38 protein-coding genes are annotated in these 22,578 nt (G+C 48.7%); 32 read left to right on the forward strand and 6 right to left on the reverse strand.

Translation table 11 applies throughout. The annotated features are described in order from the left end of the window. The first annotated feature begins 5 nt into the window (after positions 1–5). From rplB to EVX52_RS24780, 27 genes are all read left to right on the forward strand, one after another. Complete coding sequence (gene rplB / locus EVX52_RS24650) at positions 6–830, forward strand: 50S ribosomal protein L2 (RefSeq protein WP_112288137.1); 825 nt, start codon at positions 6–8, stop codon at positions 828–830. Between the two features lie 14 nt (positions 831–844). Continuing rightward, positions 845–1,123, forward strand: a complete 279-nt coding sequence (rpsS, locus tag EVX52_RS24655; RefSeq protein ID WP_004929772.1) for a 30S ribosomal protein S19 — start codon at positions 845–847, stop codon at positions 1,121–1,123. Positions 1,124–1,137: 14 nt separating this feature from the next. Continuing rightward, positions 1,138–1,470 carry a 50S ribosomal protein L22 gene (gene rplV, locus EVX52_RS24660; RefSeq protein WP_004391423.1) on the forward strand — a complete coding sequence of 111 codons (333 nt, stop codon included), beginning with the start codon at positions 1,138–1,140 and terminating at the stop codon, positions 1,468–1,470. A gap of 17 nt (positions 1,471–1,487) precedes the next feature. Further along, positions 1,488–2,186 (forward strand): 30S ribosomal protein S3, encoded by a 699-nt coding sequence (rpsC, locus tag EVX52_RS24665; protein WP_013573691.1) that lies wholly within the window; start codon positions 1,488–1,490, stop codon positions 2,184–2,186. Between the two features lie 12 nt (positions 2,187–2,198). Then, positions 2,199–2,609 carry a 50S ribosomal protein L16 gene (rplP, locus tag EVX52_RS24670; RefSeq protein WP_009639183.1) on the forward strand — a complete coding sequence of 137 codons (411 nt, stop codon included), beginning with the start codon at positions 2,199–2,201 and terminating at the stop codon, positions 2,607–2,609. Further along, positions 2,609–2,800, forward strand: a complete 192-nt coding sequence (gene rpmC, locus EVX52_RS24675) for a 50S ribosomal protein L29 (protein WP_013573692.1) — start codon at positions 2,609–2,611, stop codon at positions 2,798–2,800. The genes rplP and rpmC overlap by 1 nt, the downstream gene beginning before the upstream one ends. Then, a complete protein-coding gene (gene rpsQ, locus EVX52_RS24680) occupies positions 2,800–3,054 on the forward strand; it encodes a 30S ribosomal protein S17 (protein ID WP_013573693.1) in 255 nt (84 codons plus the stop codon). The genes rpmC and rpsQ overlap by 1 nt, the downstream gene beginning before the upstream one ends. Positions 3,055–3,224: 170 nt before the next feature. After that, positions 3,225–3,596, forward strand: coding sequence for a 50S ribosomal protein L14 (rplN, locus tag EVX52_RS24685; RefSeq protein ID WP_008457164.1), 372 nt, complete (start codon positions 3,225–3,227; stop codon positions 3,594–3,596). Positions 3,597–3,606: 10 nt separating this feature from the next. Continuing rightward, positions 3,607–3,921 carry a 50S ribosomal protein L24 gene (gene rplX, locus EVX52_RS24690; RefSeq protein ID WP_095923752.1) on the forward strand — a complete coding sequence of 105 codons (315 nt, stop codon included), beginning with the start codon at positions 3,607–3,609 and terminating at the stop codon, positions 3,919–3,921. A gap of 14 nt (positions 3,922–3,935) precedes the next feature. Beyond that, a complete protein-coding gene (rplE, locus tag EVX52_RS24695; RefSeq protein WP_129955647.1) occupies positions 3,936–4,475 on the forward strand; it encodes a 50S ribosomal protein L5 in 540 nt (179 codons plus the stop codon). 13 nt (positions 4,476–4,488) lie between these two features. Next, positions 4,489–4,794, forward strand: a complete 306-nt coding sequence (gene rpsN / locus EVX52_RS24700; RefSeq protein ID WP_013573696.1) for a 30S ribosomal protein S14 — start codon at positions 4,489–4,491, stop codon at positions 4,792–4,794. A gap of 33 nt (positions 4,795–4,827) precedes the next feature. Then, positions 4,828–5,220, forward strand: a complete 393-nt coding sequence (rpsH, locus tag EVX52_RS24705; RefSeq protein ID WP_013573697.1) for a 30S ribosomal protein S8 — start codon at positions 4,828–4,830, stop codon at positions 5,218–5,220. Positions 5,221–5,233: 13 nt separating this feature from the next. Beyond that, positions 5,234–5,767: a 50S ribosomal protein L6 gene (gene rplF / locus EVX52_RS24710; protein ID WP_129955648.1), complete on the forward strand. Its 534-nt coding sequence runs from the start codon at positions 5,234–5,236 to the stop codon at positions 5,765–5,767. Between the two features lie 9 nt (positions 5,768–5,776). After that, entirely contained in the window at positions 5,777–6,130 is a 354-nt protein-coding gene (gene rplR, locus EVX52_RS24715; RefSeq protein ID WP_013573699.1) for a 50S ribosomal protein L18, read from the forward strand. A 14-nt stretch (positions 6,131–6,144) separates the two neighbouring features. Beyond that, positions 6,145–6,645, forward strand: a complete 501-nt coding sequence (gene rpsE / locus EVX52_RS24720; RefSeq protein WP_013573700.1) for a 30S ribosomal protein S5 — start codon at positions 6,145–6,147, stop codon at positions 6,643–6,645. A gap of 6 nt (positions 6,646–6,651) precedes the next feature. Then, positions 6,652–6,831: a 50S ribosomal protein L30 gene (rpmD, locus tag EVX52_RS24725; RefSeq protein WP_013573701.1), complete on the forward strand. Its 180-nt coding sequence runs from the start codon at positions 6,652–6,654 to the stop codon at positions 6,829–6,831. Between the two features lie 3 nt (positions 6,832–6,834). Beyond that, a complete protein-coding gene (gene rplO, locus EVX52_RS24730; RefSeq protein ID WP_013573702.1) occupies positions 6,835–7,269 on the forward strand; it encodes a 50S ribosomal protein L15 in 435 nt (144 codons plus the stop codon). A 7-nt stretch (positions 7,270–7,276) separates the two neighbouring features. Continuing rightward, positions 7,277–8,608 carry a preprotein translocase subunit SecY gene (gene secY / locus EVX52_RS24735; protein ID WP_013573703.1) on the forward strand — a complete coding sequence of 444 codons (1,332 nt, stop codon included), beginning with the start codon at positions 7,277–7,279 and terminating at the stop codon, positions 8,606–8,608. A 33-nt stretch (positions 8,609–8,641) separates the two neighbouring features. Then, positions 8,642–8,758 (forward strand): 50S ribosomal protein L36, encoded by a 117-nt coding sequence (rpmJ, locus tag EVX52_RS24740; protein WP_012768118.1) that lies wholly within the window; start codon positions 8,642–8,644, stop codon positions 8,756–8,758. 148 nt (positions 8,759–8,906) lie between these two features. Further along, positions 8,907–9,263 carry a 30S ribosomal protein S13 gene (gene rpsM / locus EVX52_RS24745; RefSeq protein ID WP_013573704.1) on the forward strand — a complete coding sequence of 119 codons (357 nt, stop codon included), beginning with the start codon at positions 8,907–8,909 and terminating at the stop codon, positions 9,261–9,263. A gap of 17 nt (positions 9,264–9,280) precedes the next feature. Next, positions 9,281–9,670 (forward strand): 30S ribosomal protein S11, encoded by a 390-nt coding sequence (gene rpsK, locus EVX52_RS24750; protein ID WP_004929731.1) that lies wholly within the window; start codon positions 9,281–9,283, stop codon positions 9,668–9,670. Positions 9,671–9,700: 30 nt separating this feature from the next. Further along, positions 9,701–10,321: a 30S ribosomal protein S4 gene (gene rpsD / locus EVX52_RS24755; protein WP_014333606.1), complete on the forward strand. Its 621-nt coding sequence runs from the start codon at positions 9,701–9,703 to the stop codon at positions 10,319–10,321. A gap of 25 nt (positions 10,322–10,346) precedes the next feature. Continuing rightward, positions 10,347–11,336 (forward strand): DNA-directed RNA polymerase subunit alpha, encoded by a 990-nt coding sequence (gene rpoA, locus EVX52_RS24760; protein ID WP_002919219.1) that lies wholly within the window; start codon positions 10,347–10,349, stop codon positions 11,334–11,336. Between the two features lie 40 nt (positions 11,337–11,376). Continuing rightward, entirely contained in the window at positions 11,377–11,766 is a 390-nt protein-coding gene (rplQ, locus tag EVX52_RS24765; RefSeq protein ID WP_013573706.1) for a 50S ribosomal protein L17, read from the forward strand. A 173-nt stretch (positions 11,767–11,939) separates the two neighbouring features. Beyond that, complete coding sequence (locus tag EVX52_RS24770; RefSeq protein ID WP_129955649.1) at positions 11,940–12,308, forward strand: DUF1992 domain-containing protein; 369 nt, start codon at positions 11,940–11,942, stop codon at positions 12,306–12,308. Between the two features lie 2 nt (positions 12,309–12,310). After that, a complete protein-coding gene (gene zntR, locus EVX52_RS24775) occupies positions 12,311–12,727 on the forward strand; it encodes a Zn(2+)-responsive transcriptional regulator (RefSeq protein ID WP_129955650.1) in 417 nt (138 codons plus the stop codon). Positions 12,728–12,824: 97 nt separating this feature from the next. Further along, positions 12,825–13,025, forward strand: coding sequence for an alternative ribosome-rescue factor A (locus tag EVX52_RS24780; protein ID WP_129955651.1), 201 nt, complete (start codon positions 12,825–12,827; stop codon positions 13,023–13,025). Between the two features lie 24 nt (positions 13,026–13,049). Here EVX52_RS24780 and mscL read toward each other — a convergent pair whose 3' ends face one another. The 5 genes from mscL to def form a co-directional block, all read right to left on the reverse strand. After that, positions 13,050–13,466: a large-conductance mechanosensitive channel protein MscL gene (gene mscL / locus EVX52_RS24785; protein WP_129955652.1), complete on the reverse strand. Its 417-nt coding sequence runs from the start codon at positions 13,464–13,466 to the stop codon at positions 13,050–13,052. A gap of 124 nt (positions 13,467–13,590) precedes the next feature. After that, positions 13,591–14,967, reverse strand: coding sequence for a Trk system potassium transporter TrkA (gene trkA, locus EVX52_RS24790; protein WP_129955653.1), 1,377 nt, complete (start codon positions 14,965–14,967; stop codon positions 13,591–13,593). A 60-nt stretch (positions 14,968–15,027) separates the two neighbouring features. Continuing rightward, the gene (gene rsmB, locus EVX52_RS24795; RefSeq protein WP_129955654.1) at positions 15,028–16,317 is read right to left on the reverse strand and encodes a 16S rRNA (cytosine(967)-C(5))-methyltransferase RsmB; all 1,290 of its coding nucleotides are present in this window, start codon (positions 16,315–16,317) and stop codon (positions 15,028–15,030) included. 75 nt (positions 16,318–16,392) lie between these two features. After that, the gene (gene fmt, locus EVX52_RS24800; RefSeq protein ID WP_205952724.1) at positions 16,393–17,352 is read right to left on the reverse strand and encodes a methionyl-tRNA formyltransferase; all 960 of its coding nucleotides are present in this window, start codon (positions 17,350–17,352) and stop codon (positions 16,393–16,395) included. Position 17,353: 1 nt separating this feature from the next. Continuing rightward, the gene (def, locus tag EVX52_RS24805) at positions 17,354–17,866 is read right to left on the reverse strand and encodes a peptide deformylase (protein ID WP_112288147.1); all 513 of its coding nucleotides are present in this window, start codon (positions 17,864–17,866) and stop codon (positions 17,354–17,356) included. 128 nt (positions 17,867–17,994) lie between these two features. Between def and dprA the strand changes: the two genes are divergently transcribed. Genes dprA through aroE form a run of 5 tightly spaced genes read left to right on the forward strand, consistent with a single transcriptional unit; the run spans position 17,995 to position 21,587 of the window. After that, positions 17,995–19,164, forward strand: a complete 1,170-nt coding sequence (dprA, locus tag EVX52_RS24810; RefSeq protein ID WP_129992335.1) for a DNA-protecting protein DprA — start codon at positions 17,995–17,997, stop codon at positions 19,162–19,164. Next, positions 19,136–19,609, forward strand: coding sequence for a DUF494 family protein (locus EVX52_RS24815; RefSeq protein WP_129955657.1), 474 nt, complete (start codon positions 19,136–19,138; stop codon positions 19,607–19,609). The genes dprA and EVX52_RS24815 overlap by 29 nt, the downstream gene beginning before the upstream one ends. A gap of 24 nt (positions 19,610–19,633) precedes the next feature. Next, positions 19,634–20,194: a type I DNA topoisomerase gene (locus EVX52_RS24820; protein WP_129992336.1), complete on the forward strand. Its 561-nt coding sequence runs from the start codon at positions 19,634–19,636 to the stop codon at positions 20,192–20,194. Further along, positions 20,187–20,756: an L-threonylcarbamoyladenylate synthase type 1 TsaC gene (tsaC, locus tag EVX52_RS24825; RefSeq protein ID WP_129992337.1), complete on the forward strand. Its 570-nt coding sequence runs from the start codon at positions 20,187–20,189 to the stop codon at positions 20,754–20,756. Before EVX52_RS24820 ends, tsaC begins: the two co-directional genes overlap by 8 nt. Positions 20,757–20,759: 3 nt before the next feature. Beyond that, positions 20,760–21,587: a shikimate dehydrogenase gene (aroE, locus tag EVX52_RS24830; protein WP_129955660.1), complete on the forward strand. Its 828-nt coding sequence runs from the start codon at positions 20,760–20,762 to the stop codon at positions 21,585–21,587. 51 nt (positions 21,588–21,638) lie between these two features. On the opposite strand, the gene EVX52_RS24835 is transcribed toward aroE, so the two are convergent. Beyond that, entirely contained in the window at positions 21,639–22,181 is a 543-nt protein-coding gene (locus tag EVX52_RS24835; RefSeq protein ID WP_129955661.1) for a gamma carbonic anhydrase family protein, read from the reverse strand. Positions 22,182–22,578: the final 397 nt, after the last annotated feature.

Genomic DNA, 22,578 nt, shown 5'->3' on the forward strand with positions numbered 1-22,578 from the left:
GAACAATGGCAATTGTTAAATGTAAACCTACATCTCCGGGTCGTCGCCACGTTGTTAAAGTGGTTAACCCTGAGCTGCACAAGGGTAAACCTTATGCTCCGCTGCTTGAAAAACTGAGCAAAAGCGGTGGCCGTAACAACAATGGCCGTATCACCACCCGTCATATCGGTGGTGGCCACAAACAGCATTATCGTCTGGTTGACTTCAAACGCAACAAAGATGGTATCGCTGCAGTGGTTGAGCGTCTGGAGTACGATCCGAACCGTTCCGCGAATATCGCGCTGGTTCTGTACAAAGACGGCGAACGCCGTTACATCCTGGCGCCGAAAGGCCTGAAAGTGGGTGACCAGATCCAATCTGGTGTTGATGCTGCAATCAAGACAGGTAACACTCTGCCTATGCGCAACATCCCAGTAGGTTCAACGGTTCATAACGTAGAAATGAAACCAGGTAAAGGCGGCCAGATGGCTCGTTCAGCCGGTGCCTACGTTCAGATCGTTGCTCGTGACGGTTCCTACGTAACTCTGCGTCTGCGCTCTGGCGAAATGCGTAAAGTTCAGATTGATTGCCGCGCCACCTTAGGTGAAGTCGGTAACTCTGAACACATGCTTCGCGTTCTGGGTAAAGCAGGTGCTGCTCGTTGGCGTGGTATTCGTCCTACCGTTCGCGGTACTGCGATGAACCCAGTCGATCACCCACACGGTGGTGGTGAAGGTCGTAACTTTGGTAAGCACCCGGTAACTCCGTGGGGCGTTCAAACCAAAGGTAAGAAGACCCGTAGCAACAAGCGTACTGATAAATTCATTGTACGTCGCCGTAGCAAAAAATAATTAGAGGATAAGCCATGCCACGTTCTCTCAAGAAAGGTCCTTTTATTGACCTGCACTTGCTGAAGAAGGTAGAGAAAGCGGTGGAAAGCGGTGACAAGAAGCCTTTGCGCACTTGGTCCCGTCGTTCAACGATCTTTCCTAACATGATCGGTTTGACCATCGCTGTCCATAATGGTCGTCAGCACGTACCAGTATTTGTTTCCGATGAAATGGTCGGTCACAAACTGGGTGAATTCGCGCCGACTCGTACTTATCGCGGCCATGCGGCTGATAAAAAAGCTAAAAAGCGCTAAGGTAGGAGGAAGAGATGGAAACTATCGCTAAACATCGCCACGCTCGTTCTTCTGCTCAGAAGGTTCGCCTTGTTGCTGACCTGATTCGCGGTAAGAAAGTGTCGCAAGCTCTGGAAACTCTGGCCTACACCAACAAGAAAGCTGCTGGTCTGGTTAAGAAGGTGCTGGAGTCTGCCATTGCTAACGCAGAACACAACGATGGCGCTGACATCGATGATCTGAAAGTCACGAAGATTTTCGTAGACGAAGGCCCAAGCATGAAGCGCATTATGCCGCGTGCTAAAGGTCGTGCAGATCGCATTCTGAAGCGCACCAGCCACATTACTGTGGTTGTGTCCGATCGCTGAGACTCTGGAGACTAGCAATGGGTCAGAAAGTACATCCTAATGGTATTCGACTGGGTATTGTCAAACCTTGGAACTCTACTTGGTATGCAAATACCAAAGATTTCGCTGACAACCTGGACGGCGACTTTAAAGTTCGTCAATTCCTGACTAAGGAATTGGCGAAAGCTTCCGTTTCTCGCATCGTTATCGAGCGTCCGGCGAAGAGCATCCGTGTGACTATCCACACTGCTCGTCCTGGCATCGTTATCGGCAAGAAAGGCGAAGATGTCGAAAAACTGCGTAAGGTCGTAGCGGATATCGCTGGCGTTCCTGCGCAGATTAACATCGCCGAAGTCCGTAAACCGGAACTGGACGCAAAATTGGTTGCTGACAGCATCACTTCACAGCTGGAACGTCGCGTTATGTTCCGTCGTGCTATGAAGCGTGCAGTACAGAACGCAATGCGTCTTGGCGCTAAAGGTATCAAAGTTGAAGTAAGCGGCCGCCTTGGCGGTGCTGAAATCGCGCGTACTGAATGGTACCGTGAAGGTCGTGTTCCGTTGCACACTCTGCGTGCGGATATCGATTACAACACATCTGAAGCGCACACCACTTACGGTGTAATCGGCGTTAAGGTATGGATCTTCAAAGGTGAGATCCTGGGTGGTATGGCTGCAGTTGAACAACCGGAACCGGCTGCTCAACCTAAAAAGCAGCAGCGTAAAGGCCGCAAGTAAGGAGAGTCGCTGATGTTACAACCAAAGCGTACAAAATTCCGTAAGGTGCACAAGGGCCGCAACCGTGGTCTTGCGCAAGGTACGGATGTGAGCTTCGGCACTTACGGTCTGAAAGCTGTTGGCCGTGGTCGTCTGACTGCTCGTCAAATTGAAGCAGCACGTCGTGCGATGACCCGTGCAGTTAAGCGTCAAGGTAAGATCTGGATCCGAGTATTCCCGGACAAACCGATCACCGAGAAACCGCTCGAAGTTCGTATGGGTAAAGGTAAAGGCAACGTAGAGTATTGGGTTGCTTTGATCCAGCCTGGTAAAGTCCTGTACGAAATGGACGGTGTGCCTGAAGAGCTGGCTCGTGAAGCCTTCCAGCTGGCAGCAGCCAAACTGCCTATCAAAACCACCTTTGTAACTAAGACGGTGATGTAATGAAAGCACAAGAGCTGCGCGAAAAAAGCGTGGAAGAGCTGAACACTGAGTTGCTGAACCTTTTGCGTGAGCAGTTTAACCTGCGCATGCAAACGGCAAGCGGTCAGTTGCAGCAAACACACCTGTTGAAACAAGTGCGTCGTGATGTTGCACGTGTGAAAACTTTACTGACTGAAAAGGCGGGTGCGTAATGACTGACAAGATCCGTACTCTGCAGGGTCGTGTAATCAGTAACAAAATGGAAAAATCCATTGTTGTTGCGATTGAACGCGTGGTGAAACACCCGATCTACGGTAAGTTCATCAAACGTACGACTAAATTGCACGTACATGACGAGAACAATGAATGTGGTATCGGCGACGTTGTGGAAATCAGCGAATGCCGTCCACTGTCTAAGACTAAGTCTTGGACCTTGGTTCGCGTTGTAGAGAAAGCGATTCTGTAATACAGTAGCGCCTCTCAAAAATAGATAAACGGCTCATGTACGTGGGCCGTTTATTTTTTCTACCCATAATCGGGAACCGGTGTTATAATGCCGCGCCCTCATATTGTGGGGATTTCTTAATGACCTATCCTGGGTCCTAAAGTTGTAGTTGACATTAGCGGAGCACTAACATGATCCAAGAACAGACTATGCTGACCGTGGCCGACAACTCCGGTGCACGTCGCGTAATGTGTATCAAGGTTCTAGGTGGCTCGCACCGTCGCTACGCAGGCGTCGGCGACATCATCAAAATTACCATCAAGGAAGCAATTCCTCGCGGTAAGGTGAAGAAAGGCGATGTGCTGAAGGCGGTAGTGGTGCGCACCAAGAAGGGTGTTCGTCGCCCGGACGGTTCTGTCATTCGCTTCGATGGTAATGCATGCGTTATTTTAAACAATAACAGCGAGCAGCCAATCGGCACGCGTATTTTTGGGCCGGTAACTCGTGAACTGCGTAATGAGAAGTTCATGAAAATTATCTCTCTGGCACCAGAAGTACTCTAAGGAGCGAACCATGGCAGCGAAAATCCGTCGTGATGACGAAGTTATCCTGCTTACCGGTAAAGATAAAGGTAAGCGCGGTAAAGTAAAAAATGTCCTGTCTTCTGGCAAGGTCATTGTTGAAGGTATCAACCTGGTTAAGAAACATCAGAAGCCTGTACCGGCCCTGAATCAACCAGGCGGCATCGTTGAAAAAGAAGCTGCAATTCCGGTTTCTAACGTTGCTCTCTTCAACACGGCTACTGGCAAGGCGGACCGTGTAGGCTTTAGATTCGAAGACGGCAAAAAAGTCCGTTTCTTCAAATCTAACAGCGAAACTATCAAGTAATTTGGAGTAGTACGATGGCGAAACTGCATGATTACTACAAAGACGATGTCGTAAAAAAACTCATGACTGAGTTTGGTTACAATTCTGTCATGCAAGTCCCTCGGGTCGAGAAGATCACCCTGAACATGGGTGTTGGTGAAGCGATCGCTGACAAGAAACTGCTGGATAACGCAGCAGCTGACCTGGCAGCAATCTCCGGTCAAAAGCCGTTGATCACCAAAGCACGCAAATCAGTTGCAGGCTTCAAAATTCGTCAGGGCTATCCGATCGGCTGTAAAGTAACCCTCCGCGGCGAACGCATGTGGGAGTTCTTTGAGCGTCTGGTCTCCATTGCTGTTCCACGTATTCGTGACTTCCGCGGCTTGTCTGCTAAGTCTTTCGATGGTCGTGGTAACTACAGCATGGGCGTGCGTGAACAGATCATCTTCCCGGAAATCGATTATGATAAAGTCGATCGCGTTCGTGGTTTAGATATTACTATCACCACTACTGCGAAATCCGATGATGAAGGCCGTGCATTGCTGACAGCCTTTAACTTCCCGTTCCGCAAGTAAGGCAGGGTTACTAATGGCTAAGCAATCCATGAAAGCACGCGAAGTCGTTCGCGTAAAACTGGCTGATAAATACCGCGCTAAACGCGAGGAATTGAAAGCTATTATCTCTGGTGTGAACTCATCCGACGAAGATCGTTGGGATGCAGTTCTTAAGCTGCAGTCTCTGCCGCGTGATTCCAGCCCGTCTCGTCAGCGTAACCGCTGCCGTCAAACTGGTCGTCCGCATGCTTTCCTGCGGAAGTTCGGGTTGAGCCGTATTAAGGTCCGTGAAGCCGCTATGCGCGGTGAAATTCCGGGTCTTAAGAAGGCTAGCTGGTAATTGTCACCAATTGAATCACGGGAGTAAAGACAGATGAGCATGCAAGATCCGATCGCGGATATGCTGACCCGTATCCGTAACGGTCAAGCCGCGAACAAAGTTGCGGTCACCATGCCTTCCTCCAAGCTGAAAGTGGCTATTGCCAACGTGCTGAAGGAAGAAGGCTACATTGAAGAATTTAAAATCGAAGGCGACGCCAAACCTGAACTGGAATTAGTACTGAAGTACTTCCAGGGTAAGGCAGTGGTAGAAAGCATTCAACGTATCAGCCGTCCAGGCCTGCGCATCTATAAGAAAAAAGATGAGCTGCCAAAAGTTATGGCCGGTATGGGTATCGCTGTTATTTCTACCTCTAAAGGTGTTATGACTGATCGTGCAGCTCGCCAAGCTGGTCTTGGTGGCGAGATTATCTGCTACGTAGCTTAATTGGGAGGAAAGAATGTCTCGTGTTGCAAAAGCACCCGTCGTCATTCCTGCCGGCGTAGAGGTAAAACTCAACGGTCAGGTTATTTCGATTAAGGGTAAAAACGGCGAGCTGTCACGTACTATCCATGACGCTGTTGTAGTTAAACAGGAAGAAAATACACTGACTTTCGCTCCGCGCGAAGGCTCTGTAAACGGTTGGGCCCAAGCGGGTACCACTCGTGCACTGTTGAACTCTATGGTTATAGGTGTTACCGACGGCTTCACTAAAAAGCTTCAACTGGTAGGTGTTGGTTATCGTGCTGCTGTTAAAGGCAACGTGGTGAATTTAGCCTTAGGCTTCTCTCACCCGGTCGATCATCAACTGCCGGAAGGCATCACTGCAGAATGTCCGACCCAAACTGAAATCGTGCTGAAAGGCGCTGATAAACAGGTTATTGGTCAGGTTGCTGCGGATTTACGTGCCTACCGTCGTCCTGAGCCTTATAAAGGCAAGGGTGTCCGTTACGCCGACGAAGTCGTGCGTACCAAAGAGGCTAAGAAGAAGTAAGGTAACACTATGGATAAGAAATCTGCTCGTATCCGTCGTGCGACCCGCGCACGCCGCAAGCTCAAAGAATTGGGTGCGACTCGTCTGGTGGTACATCGTACCCCGCGTCATATTTACGCACAGGTCATCGCACCAAACGGTTCTGAAGTAATAGTTGCTGCATCTACTGTAGAAAAAACTATCACTGAGCAACTGAAGTATACCGGCAACAAAGATGCTGCCACTGCTGTAGGTAAAGCTATCGCAGAACGCGCATTGGAAAAAGGGATCACGAAAGTATCCTTTGACCGTTCCGGTTTCCAATATCATGGTCGAGTCCAGGCACTGGCAGATGCTGCCCGTGAAGCTGGCCTTCAGTTCTAAGGAAGAGGTTTAAGATGGCTCACATCGAAAAACAAGCTGGCGAACTGCAGGAAAAGCTGATCGCGGTAAACCGCGTATCTAAAACCGTAAAAGGTGGCCGTATCTTCAGCTTTACCGCACTGACAGTAGTTGGTGATGGTAACGGTCGCGTTGGTTTTGGCTACGGCAAAGCACGCGAAGTTCCGGCAGCGATCCAGAAAGCGATGGAAAAAGCCCGTCGCAACATGATGAATGTCGCGCTGAATAGCGGCACCCTGCAGCATCCTGTTAAAGGTGCTCATACGGGTTCCCGTGTGTTCATGCAGCCGGCTTCCGAAGGTACCGGTATTATCGCCGGTGGTGCAATGCGCGCCGTCCTGGAAGTTGCAGGGGTTCATAACGTATTGGCTAAAGCTTATGGTTCTACCAACCCGATCAACGTGGTTCGTGCAACTATCGATGCTTTGGCAAATATGAAATCCCCACAAATGGTCGCTGCCAAGCGTGGTAAATCCGTTGAAGAAATTCTGGGGTAATTAACCATGGCAAAGACTATTAAAGTTACACAAACTCGCAGTTCCATTGGCCGTCTGCCGAAGCATAAAGCTACTCTGCTGGGCCTGGGTCTGCGTCGCATTGGTCACACCGTTGAGCGTGAGGATACTCCTGCTGTACGCGGTATGATCAACCTGGTTTCCTACATGGTTAAGGTTGAGGAGTAAGAGATGCGTTTAAATACTCTGTCTCCGGCTGATGGTGCCAAACAAGCGCCAAGGCGTGTAGGTCGTGGTATTGGTTCTGGCCTGGGTAAAACCGGCGGTCGTGGTCACAAAGGTCAGAACTCACGTTCTGGTGGTGGCGTACGTCGTGGTTTTGAAGGTGGTCAGATGCCTTTATATCGTCGTTTGCCGAAATTCGGCTTCACCTCCCGCAAAGCTATGATCACGGCAGAAGTTCGTCTGTCTGAACTGGCTCTGGTGGAAGGCGACGTGATCGACCTGAACGCGCTGAAAGCCGCTAACGTGGTTGGTATCCAGATCGAGTTCGCGAAAGTAATCCTTTCTGGCGAAGTCGGTCGTGCGGTAACTCTGCGTGGTTTGCGTGTCACCAAAGGCGCTCGTGTTGCTATCGAAGCTGCTGGCGGTAAAATTGAGGAATAAGTAGCAGATGGCTAAGCAACCGGGATTAGATTTTCAAAGTGCCAAGGGTGGACTAGGCGAACTGAAGCGCAGACTTTTGTTTGTTATCGGTGCGCTGATTGTTTTCCGTATCGGCTCTTTTATTCCGATCCCTGGTATTGATGCCACTGTACTTGCCAAATTGCTCGAGCAGCAAAGAGGTACCATCATTGAAATGTTTAACATGTTCTCTGGTGGTGCCCTTAGCCGTGCTTCAATCTTTGCTCTGGGGATCATGCCGTACATTTCGGCATCGATCATTATCCAGCTGTTAACGGTGGTTCATCCAGCTTTAGCAGAAATAAAGAAAGAAGGAGAGGCTGGCCGTCGTAAGATTAGCCAGTACACTCGTTACGGTACGCTGGTATTGGCAGTGTTTCAGTCGATCGGTATTGCTACCGGTCTGCCGAATATGCCTGGTATGCAGGGCTTGGTGTTAAATCCAGGCTTTGCGTTCTACTTTACTGCAGTTGTGAGCTTGGTGACTGGGACAATGTTCCTGATGTGGCTGGGGGAGCAGATTACTGAACGAGGTATCGGTAACGGTATTTCAATCATAATCTTTGCAGGTATCGTAGCGGGTCTCCCGCCAGCGATTGCACATACTATCGAACAAGCTCGGCAAGGCGACCTGCACTTCCTCCTGTTGCTGTTGGTTGCAGTTTTAGTGTTTGCAGTGACTTTCTTTGTGGTGTTTGTTGAACGTGGTCAACGTCGTATCGTCGTTAACTATGCTAAGCGCCAACAAGGTCGTCGTGTCTATGCAGCACAGAGCACGCACTTACCGTTGAAAGTGAATATGGCCGGGGTAATCCCAGCGATCTTCGCTTCCAGCATTATTCTGTTCCCTGCCACGATTGCATCATGGTTTGGGGGCGGGACTGGTTGGAACTGGCTGACTACGATTTCGCTGTATTTGCAGCCTGGACAACCGCTTTATGTGTTACTCTATGCGACTGCAATCATCTTCTTCTGTTTCTTTTATACTGCGTTGGTGTTCAACCCGCGGGAGACAGCAGATAACCTGAAGAAGTCCGGTGCATTTGTACCAGGAATTCGTCCGGGAGAGCAAACGGCGAAGTACATCGATAAAGTAATGACTCGTTTAACCTTAATTGGTGCAATGTATATTACTTTCATCTGCCTTATCCCGGAGTTCATGCGTGACGCGATGAAAGTTCCATTCTATTTTGGTGGTACTTCTCTACTGATCGTAGTCGTCGTTATCATGGACTTTATGGCTCAAGTGCAAACTCTGATGATGTCAAGTCAGTACGAGTCTGCATTGAAGAAAGCAAACCTGAAAGGCTACAACCGCTAATCTGGTGAGTTTGCGAAGTTACGGAGAGTAAAAATGAAAGTTCGTGCTTCCGTCAAGAAATTATGTCGTAACTGCAAAATTGTTAAGCGTAACGGTATCGTTCGCGTAATCTGCAGCGCAGAACCGAAGCATAAACAGCGTCAAGGCTGATTATCTCGCATATTTTTCTTGCAAAGTTGGGTTGAGCTGGCTAGATTAGCCAGCCAATCTTTTGTATGTAAGCAGCAATACTATTTGAGTATCCTGAAAACGGGCTTTTCAGAATGGTGTTGCCGTATATAAATAGTAGGAGTGCATAGTGGCCCGTATAGCAGGCATTAACATTCCTGATCAGAAACATACCGTGATCGCATTAACTTCGATCTACGGCATCGGCAAAACCCGCTCACAGTCTATCTGTGCTGCATCCGGTATTGCTGAAAATGTTAAGATCAGTGAGCTGTCTGAAGAGCAAATCGAAAAACTGCGTGACGAAGTTGCCAAGTTCATTGTTGAAGGTGATCTGCGTCGTGAAGTCACCCTGAGCATCAAGCGTCTTATGGACCTTGGAACTTATCGTGGTTTGCGTCATCGTCGTGGTCTTCCAGTGCGCGGTCAGCGTACCAAGACTAACGCACGTACCCGTAAGGGTCCGCGTAAACCGATCAAGAAATAATCGGGGTGATTGAATAAATGGCAAAGGCACCTGTTCGTACACGTAAACGTGTAAGAAAACAAGTCTCTGACGGCGTGGCTCATATCCATGCTTCTTTCAACAACACCATTGTTACCATTACCGATCGTCAGGGTAATGCTTTGGGTTGGGCAACAGCTGGTGGTTCCGGTTTCCGTGGTTCTCGTAAATCCACTCCGTTCGCAGCTCAGGTTGCAGCAGAGCGCTGCGCTGACGCAGTGAAAGAATACGGTATCAAGAATCTGGAAGTTATGGTTAAAGGACCTGGTCCTGGTCGTGAGTCTACTATCCGCGCATTAAACGCGGCTGGTTTCCGCATCACTAATATTACTGATGTGACTCCTATCCCTCATAACGGTTGTCGTCCGCCGAAAAAGCGTCGCGTATAACGCTGCTTTTAGGTTTGTTGGAGAGAGAAAATGGCAAGATATTTGGGTCCTAAGCTCAAGCTTAGCCGTCGTGAGGGCACAGATTTATTCCTTAAATCTGGCGTTCGCGCGATCGATACCAAGTGTAAAATTGAACAAGCTCCTGGTCAGCATGGTGCGCGTAAACCGCGTCTGTCTGACTACGGTGTACAGTTACGTGAAAAGCAAAAAGTTCGCCGTATCTACGGTGTTCTGGAGCGTCAGTTCCGTAACTATTACAAAGAAGCAGCACGCCTGAAAGGCAACACCGGTGAAAACCTGTTGCAACTGCTTGAAGGCCGTTTGGACAACGTAGTTTATCGTATGGGCTTCGGCGCTACTCGTGCGGAATCGCGCCAGTTAGTTAGCCACAAAGCTATCATGGTAAACGGTCGCGTTGTTAACATCGCTTCTTATCAGGTATCTCCGAATGACGTTGTCAGCATCCGTGAGAAAGCTAAAAAGCAATCTCGCGTGAAGGCCGCTTTGGAGTTGGCTGAACAGCGTGAAAAGCCGACTTGGCTTGAAGTTGATGCTGCCAAGATGGAAGGTGTGTTCAAGCGTATGCCTGAACGTACTGATCTGTCTTCCGACATTAACGAACACCTGATCGTCGAGCTTTACTCCAAGTAAAGCTTAGTACCAAAGAGAGGACACAATGCAGGGTTCTGTGACAGAGTTTCTAAAACCGCGCCTGGTAGATATCGAGCAAGTCAGTTCGACGCACGCCAAGGTGACCCTTGAGCCTTTAGAACGTGGCTTTGGCCATACTTTAGGCAACGCACTGCGCCGTATTCTGCTTTCATCCATGCCGGGTTGCGCGGTGACCGAGGTTGAGATTGATGGTGTACTGCATGAGTACAGCACCAAAGAAGGCGTACAGGAAGATATCCTGGAGATCCTGCTCAACCTGAAAGGGCTGGCGGTGAGAGTTCAAGGGAAAGATGAAGTTATCCTTACCCTGAATAAGTCTGGCATTGGCCCTGTGACTGCAGCCGACATTACCCATGATGGTGATGTCGAAATCGTCAAGCCGCAACATGTCATCTGCCACCTGACCGATGAGAACGCTGCTATCAGCATGCGTATCAAAGTTCAGCGCGGTCGTGGTTATGTGCCGGCGTCTGCCCGAATTCATTCGGAAGAAGATGAGCGCCCAATTGGTCGTCTGTTAGTAGACGCATGCTACAGCCCTGTAGAGCGAATTGCCTACAATGTTGAAGCAGCGCGTGTAGAACAGCGTACTGATTTGGACAAGCTGGTTATCGAAATGGAAACCAACGGTACGATCGATCCTGAAGAGGCGATCCGTCGTGCGGCAACCATTCTTGCTGAACAACTTGAAGCTTTCGTTGATTTACGAGATGTACGTCAACCGGAAGTCAAAGAAGAGAAGCCGGAATTCGATCCAATCCTGCTGCGCCCTGTTGACGATCTGGAATTGACTGTCCGCTCTGCTAACTGCCTTAAGGCAGAAGCAATCCACTACATCGGTGATCTGGTACAGCGTACCGAGGTTGAGTTACTTAAAACACCTAACCTGGGTAAAAAATCTCTTACTGAGATCAAAGACGTACTTGCGTCCCGTGGTTTGTCTCTGGGCATGCGCCTGGAAAACTGGCCACCAGCAAGTATTGCTGACGAGTAACCGGATCACAGGTTAAGGTTTTACTGAGAAGGATAAGGTCATGCGCCATCGTAAGAGTGGTCGTCAACTGAACCGTAACAGCAGCCACCGACAGGCTATGTTCCGTAACATGGCCGGCTCTTTGGTTCGTCATGAGATCATCAAGACGACCCTGCCGAAAGCGAAAGAGCTGCGTCGCGTTGTTGAGCCGCTGATTACTCTTGCCAAGACCGACAACGTTGCAAATCGTCGTCTGGCATTCGCCCGTACTCGTGATAACGAGATCGTGGCAAAACTGTTTAATGAACTGGGCCCGCGTTTCGCGAGCCGTGCCGGTGGTTACACTCGTATTCTTAAGTGTGGCTTCCGTGCAGGCGACAATGCGCCGATGGCATACATCGAGCTCGTTGATCGTGCAGAGTCAAAAGCAGAAGTAGCAACTGCTGAATAATCTGTAGATGCATGAAAAAACCGGGCTTCTGCCCGGTTTTTTTACATCTGTAACTCACTGTTCTACCCCCCTTTTTTCCCAACTTTAATCGTTCTGCATTCCACTCCCTTTTACGGCGCGCCGCTTCCAGCTATGATCTACAATGGTTTGTGCAATGTGACGAAGGCGAAATCATGTTTCTAATGGATCAGTGGGTTGAAAAGCACATCAAAGATGCTCAGGAAAAAGGTGAATTTGATAACCTGCCTGGCAGTGGGCGCCCGCTTATCCTGGATGACGACAGTGCAGTTCCGGATGAGCTAAGAACTTCCTATCGTATTTTGAAAAATGCAGGCTATTTGCCGCCCGAGTTGCAGGATCGAAAAGAAGCGATTGAGTTAAATCACCTATTGAGCACATTAGACAGCGATGATCCGAAGTTTCTTCCCGCTGAAAAGCGTTTGAAGATTTTACAGATACGTCTACAGCAGGCAGGTATGAGCACTGACTTCCTTCAAGGGCATTACGAAAAGGCGATAAAGGATAAATTCAGAGGAAAATAGGCATGTATAAAATTGGTGAACTTGCCAGGCTGGCCAATGTCTCCACGGATACTGTGCGTTACTATGAAAAGCAGGGAATGATGGGCACGGGCTCACGCAATCCATCGGGTTATCGTCAGTATAACGAAGGTGATGTACAGCGTTTACGCTTCATACGTTATGCCAAATCGACAGGTTTTACGCTTGATGCTATCAAGGAGTTACTTTCTATTCGAATAGATCCTTTGCATCACACTTGTCAGGAGTCGAAATCTATCGTGAATGAACGTCTTGCTGAAGTTGAGCTTAAATTACAAGAGCTTAATCAGATGCGCGAGTCACTCCAAAGGCTGAGCGCCGCCTGCTGTGGTTCTGCGCATACTAGTGTCAGTTGTTCTATATTAGAAGCACTGGAAGATGGAGCGGGTAAGGTAACGTAAGCATTTCAAGGGTTTTACAAAACGCTTTCGCAAGCATAATTGTAGCAGTATCATATGCGCGCATTCTGTTCAACAGTATTAATTATATCGAGGTTTTATGAGCCACTATAAGCATCAAAAAGGCATCATTCAGGATAATGCATTACAGGCGCTTCTTCATGATCCATTGTTTAAACAACGTGTTGAGAAAAATCAAAAAGGGAAGGGGAGCTACTGTCGTAAAGCGAAAAATGAGAAGAGGGGTTATCTGGAGGGCAGTATTGAGTGTTCGTTTGAGTATTCAATACTGCCCTTCTAATTAAGCCCTAGCGGGTAATATCAGTTAAAGTCTCGGTGTCTGCTGCTCTTTCAGTAAATCACGAATTTCTGCTAACAAAGTCTCTTCCGCCGTTGGTTTAGGTGGTGCAGCGGGTTTATCTTCCTGCTTACGACGCATTTTATTCATCAGGGTAATAGCGCAAAAGATGGCCAGCGCAACAATGATGAAATCAAACACGTTCTGGATAAATACCCCATAATGCATGACTACGGCGGGTGTTGCTCCCTGAGCCTCCCGGAGGACAAATGCGAACTGCTTAAAATCAACCCCGCCAATCAACAAACCCAGCGGAGGCATAATAATATCAGCGACAAATGACGATACTATTTTGCCAAAAGCAGCACCGATGATAACACCGACTGCCAGGTCGACCACGTTGCCGCGCATGGCAAACTCACGAAACTCTTTCATAAAACTCATAAATACTCCTTGGCAAATTCATCAAATATGTCAAACCAAGTAAAGACTATTTGCAGGGTCTTCGCTACAAAAGTTCTCACCTGAACCTCAATTAACGCTAAATCCGATAAACAGCAGATGCAATTTATAAGAAGAACGGACTTGGCTGGAACAAACGTTCCACATCCCTGACAAACTTCTTATCGGTAATAAACATCACAACGTGGTCACCCTGTTGGATCCTGCTTGTGCCGTTGGCAATAATTACCTCATTACCGCGTACAATAGCCCCAATTGTTGTACCCGGCGGCAGTTTGATTTCTTCCACGGTACGGCCTACCACTTTTGATGTGGTCTCATCGCCATGGGCAATCGCTTCAATGGCTTCAGCGACACCGCGCCTTAGCGATGAAACACTGACGATGTCTGCTTTTCTGACATGTCCAAGTAATGCTGAAATCGTTGCCTGCTGGGGAGAAATTGCAATATCGATCACACTACCCTGCACCAAATCGACATATGCGCTGCGCTGGATAAGAACCATCGCTTTTTTTGCACCCATCCTCTTAGCCAGCATTGCCGACATGATGTTTGCCTCATCATCATTGGTAATAGCGATGAACACATCTACTTGTTCAATATGCTCTTCAGCCAGTAATTCCTGATCCGAAGCGTCACCATAGAAGACAATCGTATCTTGTAGTATCTCTGCAAGCTCGGCGGCACGCTGTTGATCCCGCTCGATGAGTTTTACGCTGTAATTCTTCTCAAGCCGTTGGGCAAGTCCCGCTCCGACATTGCCTCCACCAACGATCATGATTCGTTTATAAGGTTTTTCGAGCCTCTGAAGCTCACTCATGACTGCGCGGATATGCTGAGAGGCGGCCACAAAGAATATTTCATCGCCGGCTTCGATGATGGTTGAGCCTTGCGGACGAATCGGGCGATCCTGGCGGAAAATGGCTGCAACACGCGTTTCAATGTGCGGCATGTGTTCGCGCATTGAAGAAAGTGCATTACCTACTAAGGGGCCGCCGTAATAGGCTTTTACTGCTGCAATACTGACTTTGCCTTCGGCGAAATTCACTACCTGCAGTGCACCCGGATATTCAATGAGTTTATAAATATAATCAGTGACCAATTGTTCCGGCGAAATCAGGTGATCGATAGGCACAGCTTCCGGGTGGAAAAGTTTTTCAGATTCTCGGATGTATTCAGTTGAACGGATGCGGGCAATGCGGTTTGGTGTATTAAACAGTGAATAGGCAATCTGGCAGGCAACCATATTGGTTTCATCAGAATTTGTCACAGCCACCAGCATATCGGCATCTTCAGCGCCAGCTTCGCGAAGTACACGGGGATGAGAACCGTGCCCCTGGACTACGCGCAGGTCAAATTTATCCTGAAGCTGACGCAGCCGGACGGTATTCGTGTCGACAACCGTAATGTCGTTGTTTTCACCAACCAGGTTTTCGGCGAGTGTTCCGCCAACCTGCCCGGCCCCGAGAATTATTATTTTCATATGACTCTCTGCTTTGCCACGAAGGTATCAGCCTGAGTAAACAGCACTAATACAAGATGATCAGCTTTTAATCAGTTTAGCGTAATAAAATCCATCGCCGTCTTCAGCATCCGGAAGGTTCTGCCGGCCTGGTTGGTCAATCGTTCCTGTTTCAACCAGCGTAGCATCCTGATGTGATTCCAAGAATGAGGTGATTTGCTGACAGTTTTCATCCGGTAAAATTGAGCAGGTGGCGTACACCATGACACCTTTGCTTTTTAGCCGTGGCCAGACAGCATCAAGGATTTGTTTTTGAAGGCTGGCGAGCTCGGCAATATCACTGTCTCTGCGCAACCATTTGATGTCAGGATGCCGGCGAATAACGCCGGTCGCTGAACAGGGAGCATCGAGAAGTATACGGTCAAAAATGCGATCACCTGCCCAAACCTGCGGTTCACGCCCGTCACCTTGCTTCACTTCCGCGCTGAGTTTCAAACGCTGAAGGTTTTCATGAACACGTTTCAAACGTTGCTCGTCCACATCAACGGCAAGAACATGGGCTTTCGGTGCGGCTTCCAGAATATGGGTGGTTTTTCCGCCCGGTGCGCAACATAAGTCGAGGATCAGTTCGCCATTCTTTGGATCCAGCAGATCAACACTGCCTTGCGCCGAAGCATCCTGAACAGTAACCCAACCTTCTGCGAATCCCGGAAGCAGGCTTACCTGACATGGCGTGATCAGCCGTAATGCATCCTTATATTCTGGATGCGGTACAGCTTCAATCTGAGCTTCGTTTAGCAAATGTAAATATTCGTCGCGTGTGTGATGCTGTCTGTTGACGCGAAGCCACATCGGCGGCTTTTGATTATTGGCATCAACAATGCTTTCCCACTCACCGGGGTAAGCTTTTTTCAGACGGTTAAGGAGCCAGCTGGGATGGAGATGACGACTGTCATTGTTGGCCATTCGTTGAAGCAATTCTTCCTGCTGCCGCTGAAACTGGCGCAGCACGCCGTTGATCAGTCCTTTTAATTGCGGACGTTTTAGCGCAACGGCGGCTTCAACCGTTTCCGCCAGTACGGCGTGTGCCGGGATCCGCGTGTGGATCAGCTGATAGAGACCCACCATCAGTAAGTAATGTAATGTTCTTTGTTTACCCGTGAGAGGTTTTGCCATGAGTTGCTGCAAACACCATTCCAACTGTGGCAGCACGCGAAGCGTACCAAAGCAAAGTTCCTGAAGAAGTCCGCGATCTTTTTCTGAAATGTTTTTCTGCAGACCAGGGAGAACAGTGGACAAGGATAATCCTTTATCCAACACCTGGCTGATGGCTTGAGCGGCAATGCTACGGAGATTATAGGGTGTTTTCATAGTCAAAAAAGCTGACCGGAGCCAGCATTATCAGAGAGATAAGGCCCGACGAAATATCGGGCGTAGTCGTTATGGTCAGGCTAAACGCATGCCTTCGATAAACCATTCGCGACGAGAGTTAAGCAAATCTTGTGCGGACATTGCCTTTTTACCTGACGGCTGCAACTGGGTGATATTCAGGATCCCATCGGAGGTCGCAATCCGAATACCCTTTTTGTCGGCAGAAATAATGGTGCCGGGAGCTGCGTTGCTTTTTTCTGACTGACATTCAGCCTGCCAGACCTTCACCGGCTGTTCGTCAATCATGAAAAAGCTGACAGGCCAGGGGTTAAAGGCACGAATGCAACGTTCAAGTTGCTCAGCTGATAAATTCCAGTCTAAGCGGGCTTCTTCTTTGCTGAGTTTTTCTGCGTAGGTGACATGCTCTTCGCTTTGAACTTCAGGTTTTACTGTGCCATCCGCCAGTTGCCTGAGAGTTTCAAGCAGACCTTGAGGACCCAATCCAGCCAGTTTGTTGTAAAGCGAAGCACTGGTATCTTCCGGGAGAATGTCACATTCGACTTTGTGCAACATGTCACCGGTATCAAGCCCGACATCCATCTGCATGATGGTGATACCCGTTTTTGCGTCACCCGCCCACAGAGAGCGCTGAATCGGTGCTGCGCCTCTCCAGCGTGGCAATAAGGAACCATGCACATTGATGCAACCCAATTTCGGCATATCAAGCACTGCTTTCGGTAAAATCAGACCGTAAGCGACGACAACCATTACATCAGCCTGCAGTGAGGAAACCAGGGACTGATTTTCTTCGGGACGCAAAGATTTAGGCTGGAATACCGGGATGTCATGTGCTTGAGCCAGAACTTTCACCGGGCTTGCAGTCAGTTTATTTCCGCGGCCGGCCGGGCGATCAGGCTGAGTGAAAACACCGACAACCTGATGTTCTGATGATAAAAGCGCGTCAAGATGACGCGCTGCAAAGTCGGGAGTACCGGCAAATATGATTCGCAAAGCAGTGTCCTGTGTTACACGAATATTAGTCAGCCCGCGCGTTCAGCTTGGCCATTTTTTCCATTTTCTGGCGAATACGCTGACGTTTCAAGGGAGACAAGTAGTCCACGAATAATTTACCTACCAGATGATCCATTTCATGCTGGATACAAATTGCCAGCAAGTCATCAGCTTCAAGCTCGAAGGTTTTACCGTCACGGTCAAGCGCACGGACTTTTACTTTTTCAGCGCGCGGCACCAGTGCCCGTTGATCAGGGATCGACAGGCAGCCTTCTTCAATCCCGGTTTCGCCGCTTTTTTCCAGCAATTCAGGATTGATCAGAACCAGACGCTCATCGCGGTTTTCAGACACATCAATTACGATGATGCGTTGATGAATGTCGACCTGAGTGGCAGCAAGGCCAATGCCTTCCTCTGCATACATGGTTTCAAACATATCATCCACGATCTGCTGGATTTCGGCGTTAACTTCTTTGACCGGTTTTGCTGTTATGCGAAGCCGCTCGTCTGGGAAATGTAATATCTGTAATACGGACATATTTTTCTGGATCTTTATTCAATTGATTGAAGATATATAGACTCTATTCTAGACATTTCCTGCCCCGATTGACAGCATCCTCTGCCAATTGTATCAGTCGCCGAAAGGCCTTGAGAAGGGAATGGATAATGACATTGCAGGAAGCATGGATACGTATGTCAGTGGTCAAACGCCTCGGTACCCAACGCGCGACGGGGATCATTCATACCCTCTCGGACCGGGGGATTTATTCGTCTTCAGAATTAGCGAAAAGTGGTCTTTTACCCGAACAAGTAGCCGATTTTCAGCATATTAATCAACACTGGCTATCTGCATCACTGAAATGGCTGGAAGGAGAAAACTGTCATCTCATTACTTTTGGCAGCAATTTTTACTCCCCGCTGTTGGCACAAATATCCTCCCCTCCACTGATTTTATTCGCTGAGGGATCTGCTGAATTACTACTATCGCCACAAATCGCAATGGTGGGGAGTCGCGATTACAGCCATTACGGCGAACAATATGCGCAGGTTTTTGCAGGCGGTTTGGTCAGTAGCGGTTTTACTGTGACAAGCGGGCTGGCGATGGGAATAGATGGAATCAGCCATAAGGCAACACTGGAAGCTCAGGGTAAGACAATAGCTGTGCTGGGAAGCGGGCTGATGAAGCGCTATCCATCCTGTCATCTTAAGCTGGCAGATCGTATTCTGGGGCAGGGGGGAACGCTGGTGTCTGAACATCTGGTGACGGCTCCCCCTTTAGCCGCTAATTTTCCCCGCCGTAACCGGATTATCAGCGGGTTGAGTGCGGGTGTACTTGTCATCGAAGCAACGCTTCGCAGCGGCTCATTGATTACCGCGCGCTATGCACTTGAGCAAGGACGGGAAGTATTCGCATTGCCAGGCCCGCTGGGAAGTACAACCTCGGAAGGTACGCACTGGCTGATTCAGCAGGGTGCGTATCTCGTGACTGAACCAAATGATATCGCCGAACAGATAGGAAGCGGGTTGACCTGGTTCCCCACTATCAAGGTATCGGAATCCTTGAAAATGCCGCCTGAGAGTGAATCAGATGCGTCAGAGGCGATTATTTGTGCGCCAGATAGCGAAGTTGAATTGCCATTTGCTGATGTGTTGGCTAACGTAGAATATGAGGTGACATCTGTTGACGTCGTCGCCGAACGTGCCGGCCAACCTGTGCCAGAAGTCGTAGGTAAACTACTCGAACTGGAGTTAGCAGGATGGATCGCAGCTGTATCCGGCGGCTATGTCCGAATTAAGAGGGCAAGCCATGTTCGACGTACTAATGTACTTATTTGAAACTTACATTCACAACGAAGCGGAGATGAATGTTGACGAGGATAGGTTAACGGATGACTTGACCGAGGCTGGTTTTCACCGGGCTGATATTCACAATGCGTTGAATTGGCTTGAAAAACTTGCGGATATGCAAGAGGGTGGAACCCCATCTTATATGCTGGATTCTGATCCTTCAGCATTACGCGTTTATACCGAAGAGGAAACAATTCGGTTAGATAGCAGTTGTCGTGGTTTTCTGTTGTTCCTGGAACAGATCAAAGTATTGAATTTCGATACCAGAGAGATGGTTATCGATCGTGTTATGGCTCTGGACACTGAAGAGTTCGATCTTGAGGATCTGAAGTGGGTCGTGCTGATGGTTCTGTTTAATATTCCCGGATATGAAACAGCGTATCAGCAAATGGAAGAGCTATTATTTGAAGTTAATGAGGGTTATCTGCACTAAGAGATAACAGGTAAAACGTAACATATGACAAAAGCAGCACTTTTTGCTGATAAGCAAAATGGATCCTGTCCGCAATGCGGGGCCGATTTGGTGATCCGTAGTGGTCGCCACGGCCCCTTTCTCAGTTGTTCATCCTATCCGCAATGTCAGTATATTCGTCCCCTGAAATCACAAGCGGATGGGCATGTTGTGAAAGTCCTTGAAGGACAGGTGTGCCCTAAATGTGACTCCACGTTGGTGCTGCGGCAGGGGCGTTATGGCATGTTTATTGGTTGCAGTCAGTATCCTGAATGCGATCATATTGAAGCTATCGATAAACCTGAAGAAACGACTCTGGGCTGCCCGCAATGCGGAAAAGGGCATCTGTTACAGCGCAAATCGCGTTTCGGCAAAGTATTCCACGCCTGTGACCGTTATCCGGATTGTCAGTTTGCCATCAATAATAAACCGGTAGCCGGGGAGTGCGAACACTGCCATTACCCGTTATTGATGGAAAAGAAAACGGCTCAGGGAATGAAGTTATTCTGTGCCAGTAAATTGTGCGGCAAAGCCGTAGAAAGAAAAGATAACGAACAAGATGAATAAAGAGACACAAAAATCATTGAACACAGTACTTGAGGCATTGCGTGGGGAGCATGTTATTGCTTATCCAACGGAAGCCGTTTTCGGTCTGGGATGTGACCCTGATAGCGAACAAGCGGTAGAAGCATTGCTGGCGCTGAAAAAACGTCCGAAAGATAAAGGGCTCATTCTGATTGCTGACAATTATCAGCAACTTCTTCCTTATATCGATGACTCATCATTAACTGAACAGCAACTTCAGTACATTTGGTCATTCTGGCCAGGGCCGGTTACCTGGGTAATGCCTGCAAAAGCCGTGACGCCTGATTGGCTGACTGGCCGTTTCAGTTCTCTGGCAGTACGCGTCACGGATCATCCCCTGGTAAAAGAACTCTGCCAAAAATTTGGAAAACCACTGGTCTCAACCAGTGCGAATCTGAATGGGCAACCTCCTTGCCGTTTGTCTGAAGAAGTCAGACTCCAGTTTGGGAAAGACTTTCCCGTGCTGGATGGCGAAGTAGGAGGAAGAGATAATCCATCTGAAATTCGGGATGCCCTCACTGGCAACCTTATTCGTCAAGGCTAACAAATGAAAGTCACGCCATCTTTCGCGGTATTTGGGAATCCGATTGGGCATAGCAAATCCCCTCGTATTCATGCACTGTTTGCCCGTCAGACTGGTATCGATCATACCTATGGTACGGTTCTGGCTTCGCATGAAGAGTTTGAAGAGACTTTGCGAACTTTTTTTGCAGACGGCGCTCGTGGGGCAAATATCACGGTACCTTTCAAAGAGCGTGCTTTTGCGAGATCTGATGAGCTGACAGATCGCGCTTCAATGTCTGGTGCTGTTAACACACTCAAAAAACTTGAAGACGGGCGACTGCTTGGGGATAACACTGATGGCATCGGTATGCTGAGTGACCTTGAGCGGCTGGCGCTTTTGACGCCGGGGGATCGGATTTTATTGATCGGCGCCGGTGGGGCTGCGCGCGGGGTGATCCTTCCTTTGTTGTCTTATGGTTGTTCCGTCGTCGTGACTAACCGGACCTTCGAGCGGGCGCAGCATCTGAGCCAAATTTTCCAGGAAAAAGGTGATATTCGGGCCATCGCGTTAGCTTCTCTGGCTGAAGAATCTTTCGACCTGATCATTAACGCTACGGCTTCGGGTATTAAGGGTGAGATCCCCGCTATCCCAGAAAGTGTGCTGACGACGCAGACCCGGGTTTACGATATGTATTATCAGGCGGGTTTAACGCCTTTTATCACCTGGGCGAAAAATAATGGGATAACGCATTATGCTGACGGACTGGGAATGCTGGTGGGGCAGGCAGCGCATGCTTTCTATCTGTGGCATGGTGTGATGCCTCAGATAGAACCTGTGCTTGAGCAGTTAAAAAAAGACTTGCTGGTGTGATCGGGAGTGCCTGAGCAGCCGGATTTGTTACTGTTCAGGCAATACGTTTCTTTATTGTTCCTGGGAAAGATAAACATCTTTCCATGTCACATAATTATTAGAGGAGTATGTCAGCCCTGCGAGTTCATCAGAAGTCAGCTCTCGTATCTGCTTCACAGGACTTCCTAAATAGAGGTAACCACTTTCGAGTGTTTTCCCTGGCGGCACCAGGCTGCCGGCACCAATCATGACATCGTCTTCAACGATAGCCCCGTCCAGCAGTATTGATCCCATCCCGACCAGAACTCTGTTCCCGATGGTACAACCATGCAGCATTGCTTTATGCCCGACGGTGACGTCTTCCCCAATAATAAGAGGATGCCCCTGAGGATTTTGTCGTGACTGATGGGTAACATGAAGCACACTTCCATCCTGTACGTTGGTCCGGCAACCGATAACCACATTATTAACATCCCCACGTATGACGACGAGCGGCCAGATACTGACGTCATCGGCCAGATCTACATCGCCAATAACCACGCTTGAAGGATCCACCATCACTCGTTCGCCCAATGTAGGTGTTAATTCTTGATAAGAACGTAAAGGTTGAGACATCTGAAGCACTCCAAAGATAAGTTTAATCTTGGCAATATAGTTCGGGTGAGAGGAAATACCAATTCGGGAGGGATGAGATCGACGTTAAAACCAGCGGATCGGGTGAGATCTCCGCGAAGGGCTCGAAAAATACGCAGTCGATCCTTTTATTGGAAAAAAGGCTTGTGCAAAAAATTCGGATCCCTATAATGCCGCTCCATCGACAGGGAACAACGTGAACAACATCACGAAGTGACCGGGTCGGAAAGATTGAAAACAGCGGCAACCGGGTGAAATAAACGGTTGACACTGAATGAGGAAAGCGTAATATACGCCACCTCGAGTTAGCAAGCGAAAGCGCGTAACTCACTGCTCTTTAACAATTTATCAGACAATCTGTGTGGGCACTCACAAGACG

It is taken from the genome of Rahnella sp. CFA14(1/10), assembly GCF_004195095.1.
In the GTDB taxonomy this organism is placed as follows: domain Bacteria; phylum Pseudomonadota; class Gammaproteobacteria; order Enterobacterales; family Enterobacteriaceae; genus Rahnella; species Rahnella perminowiae.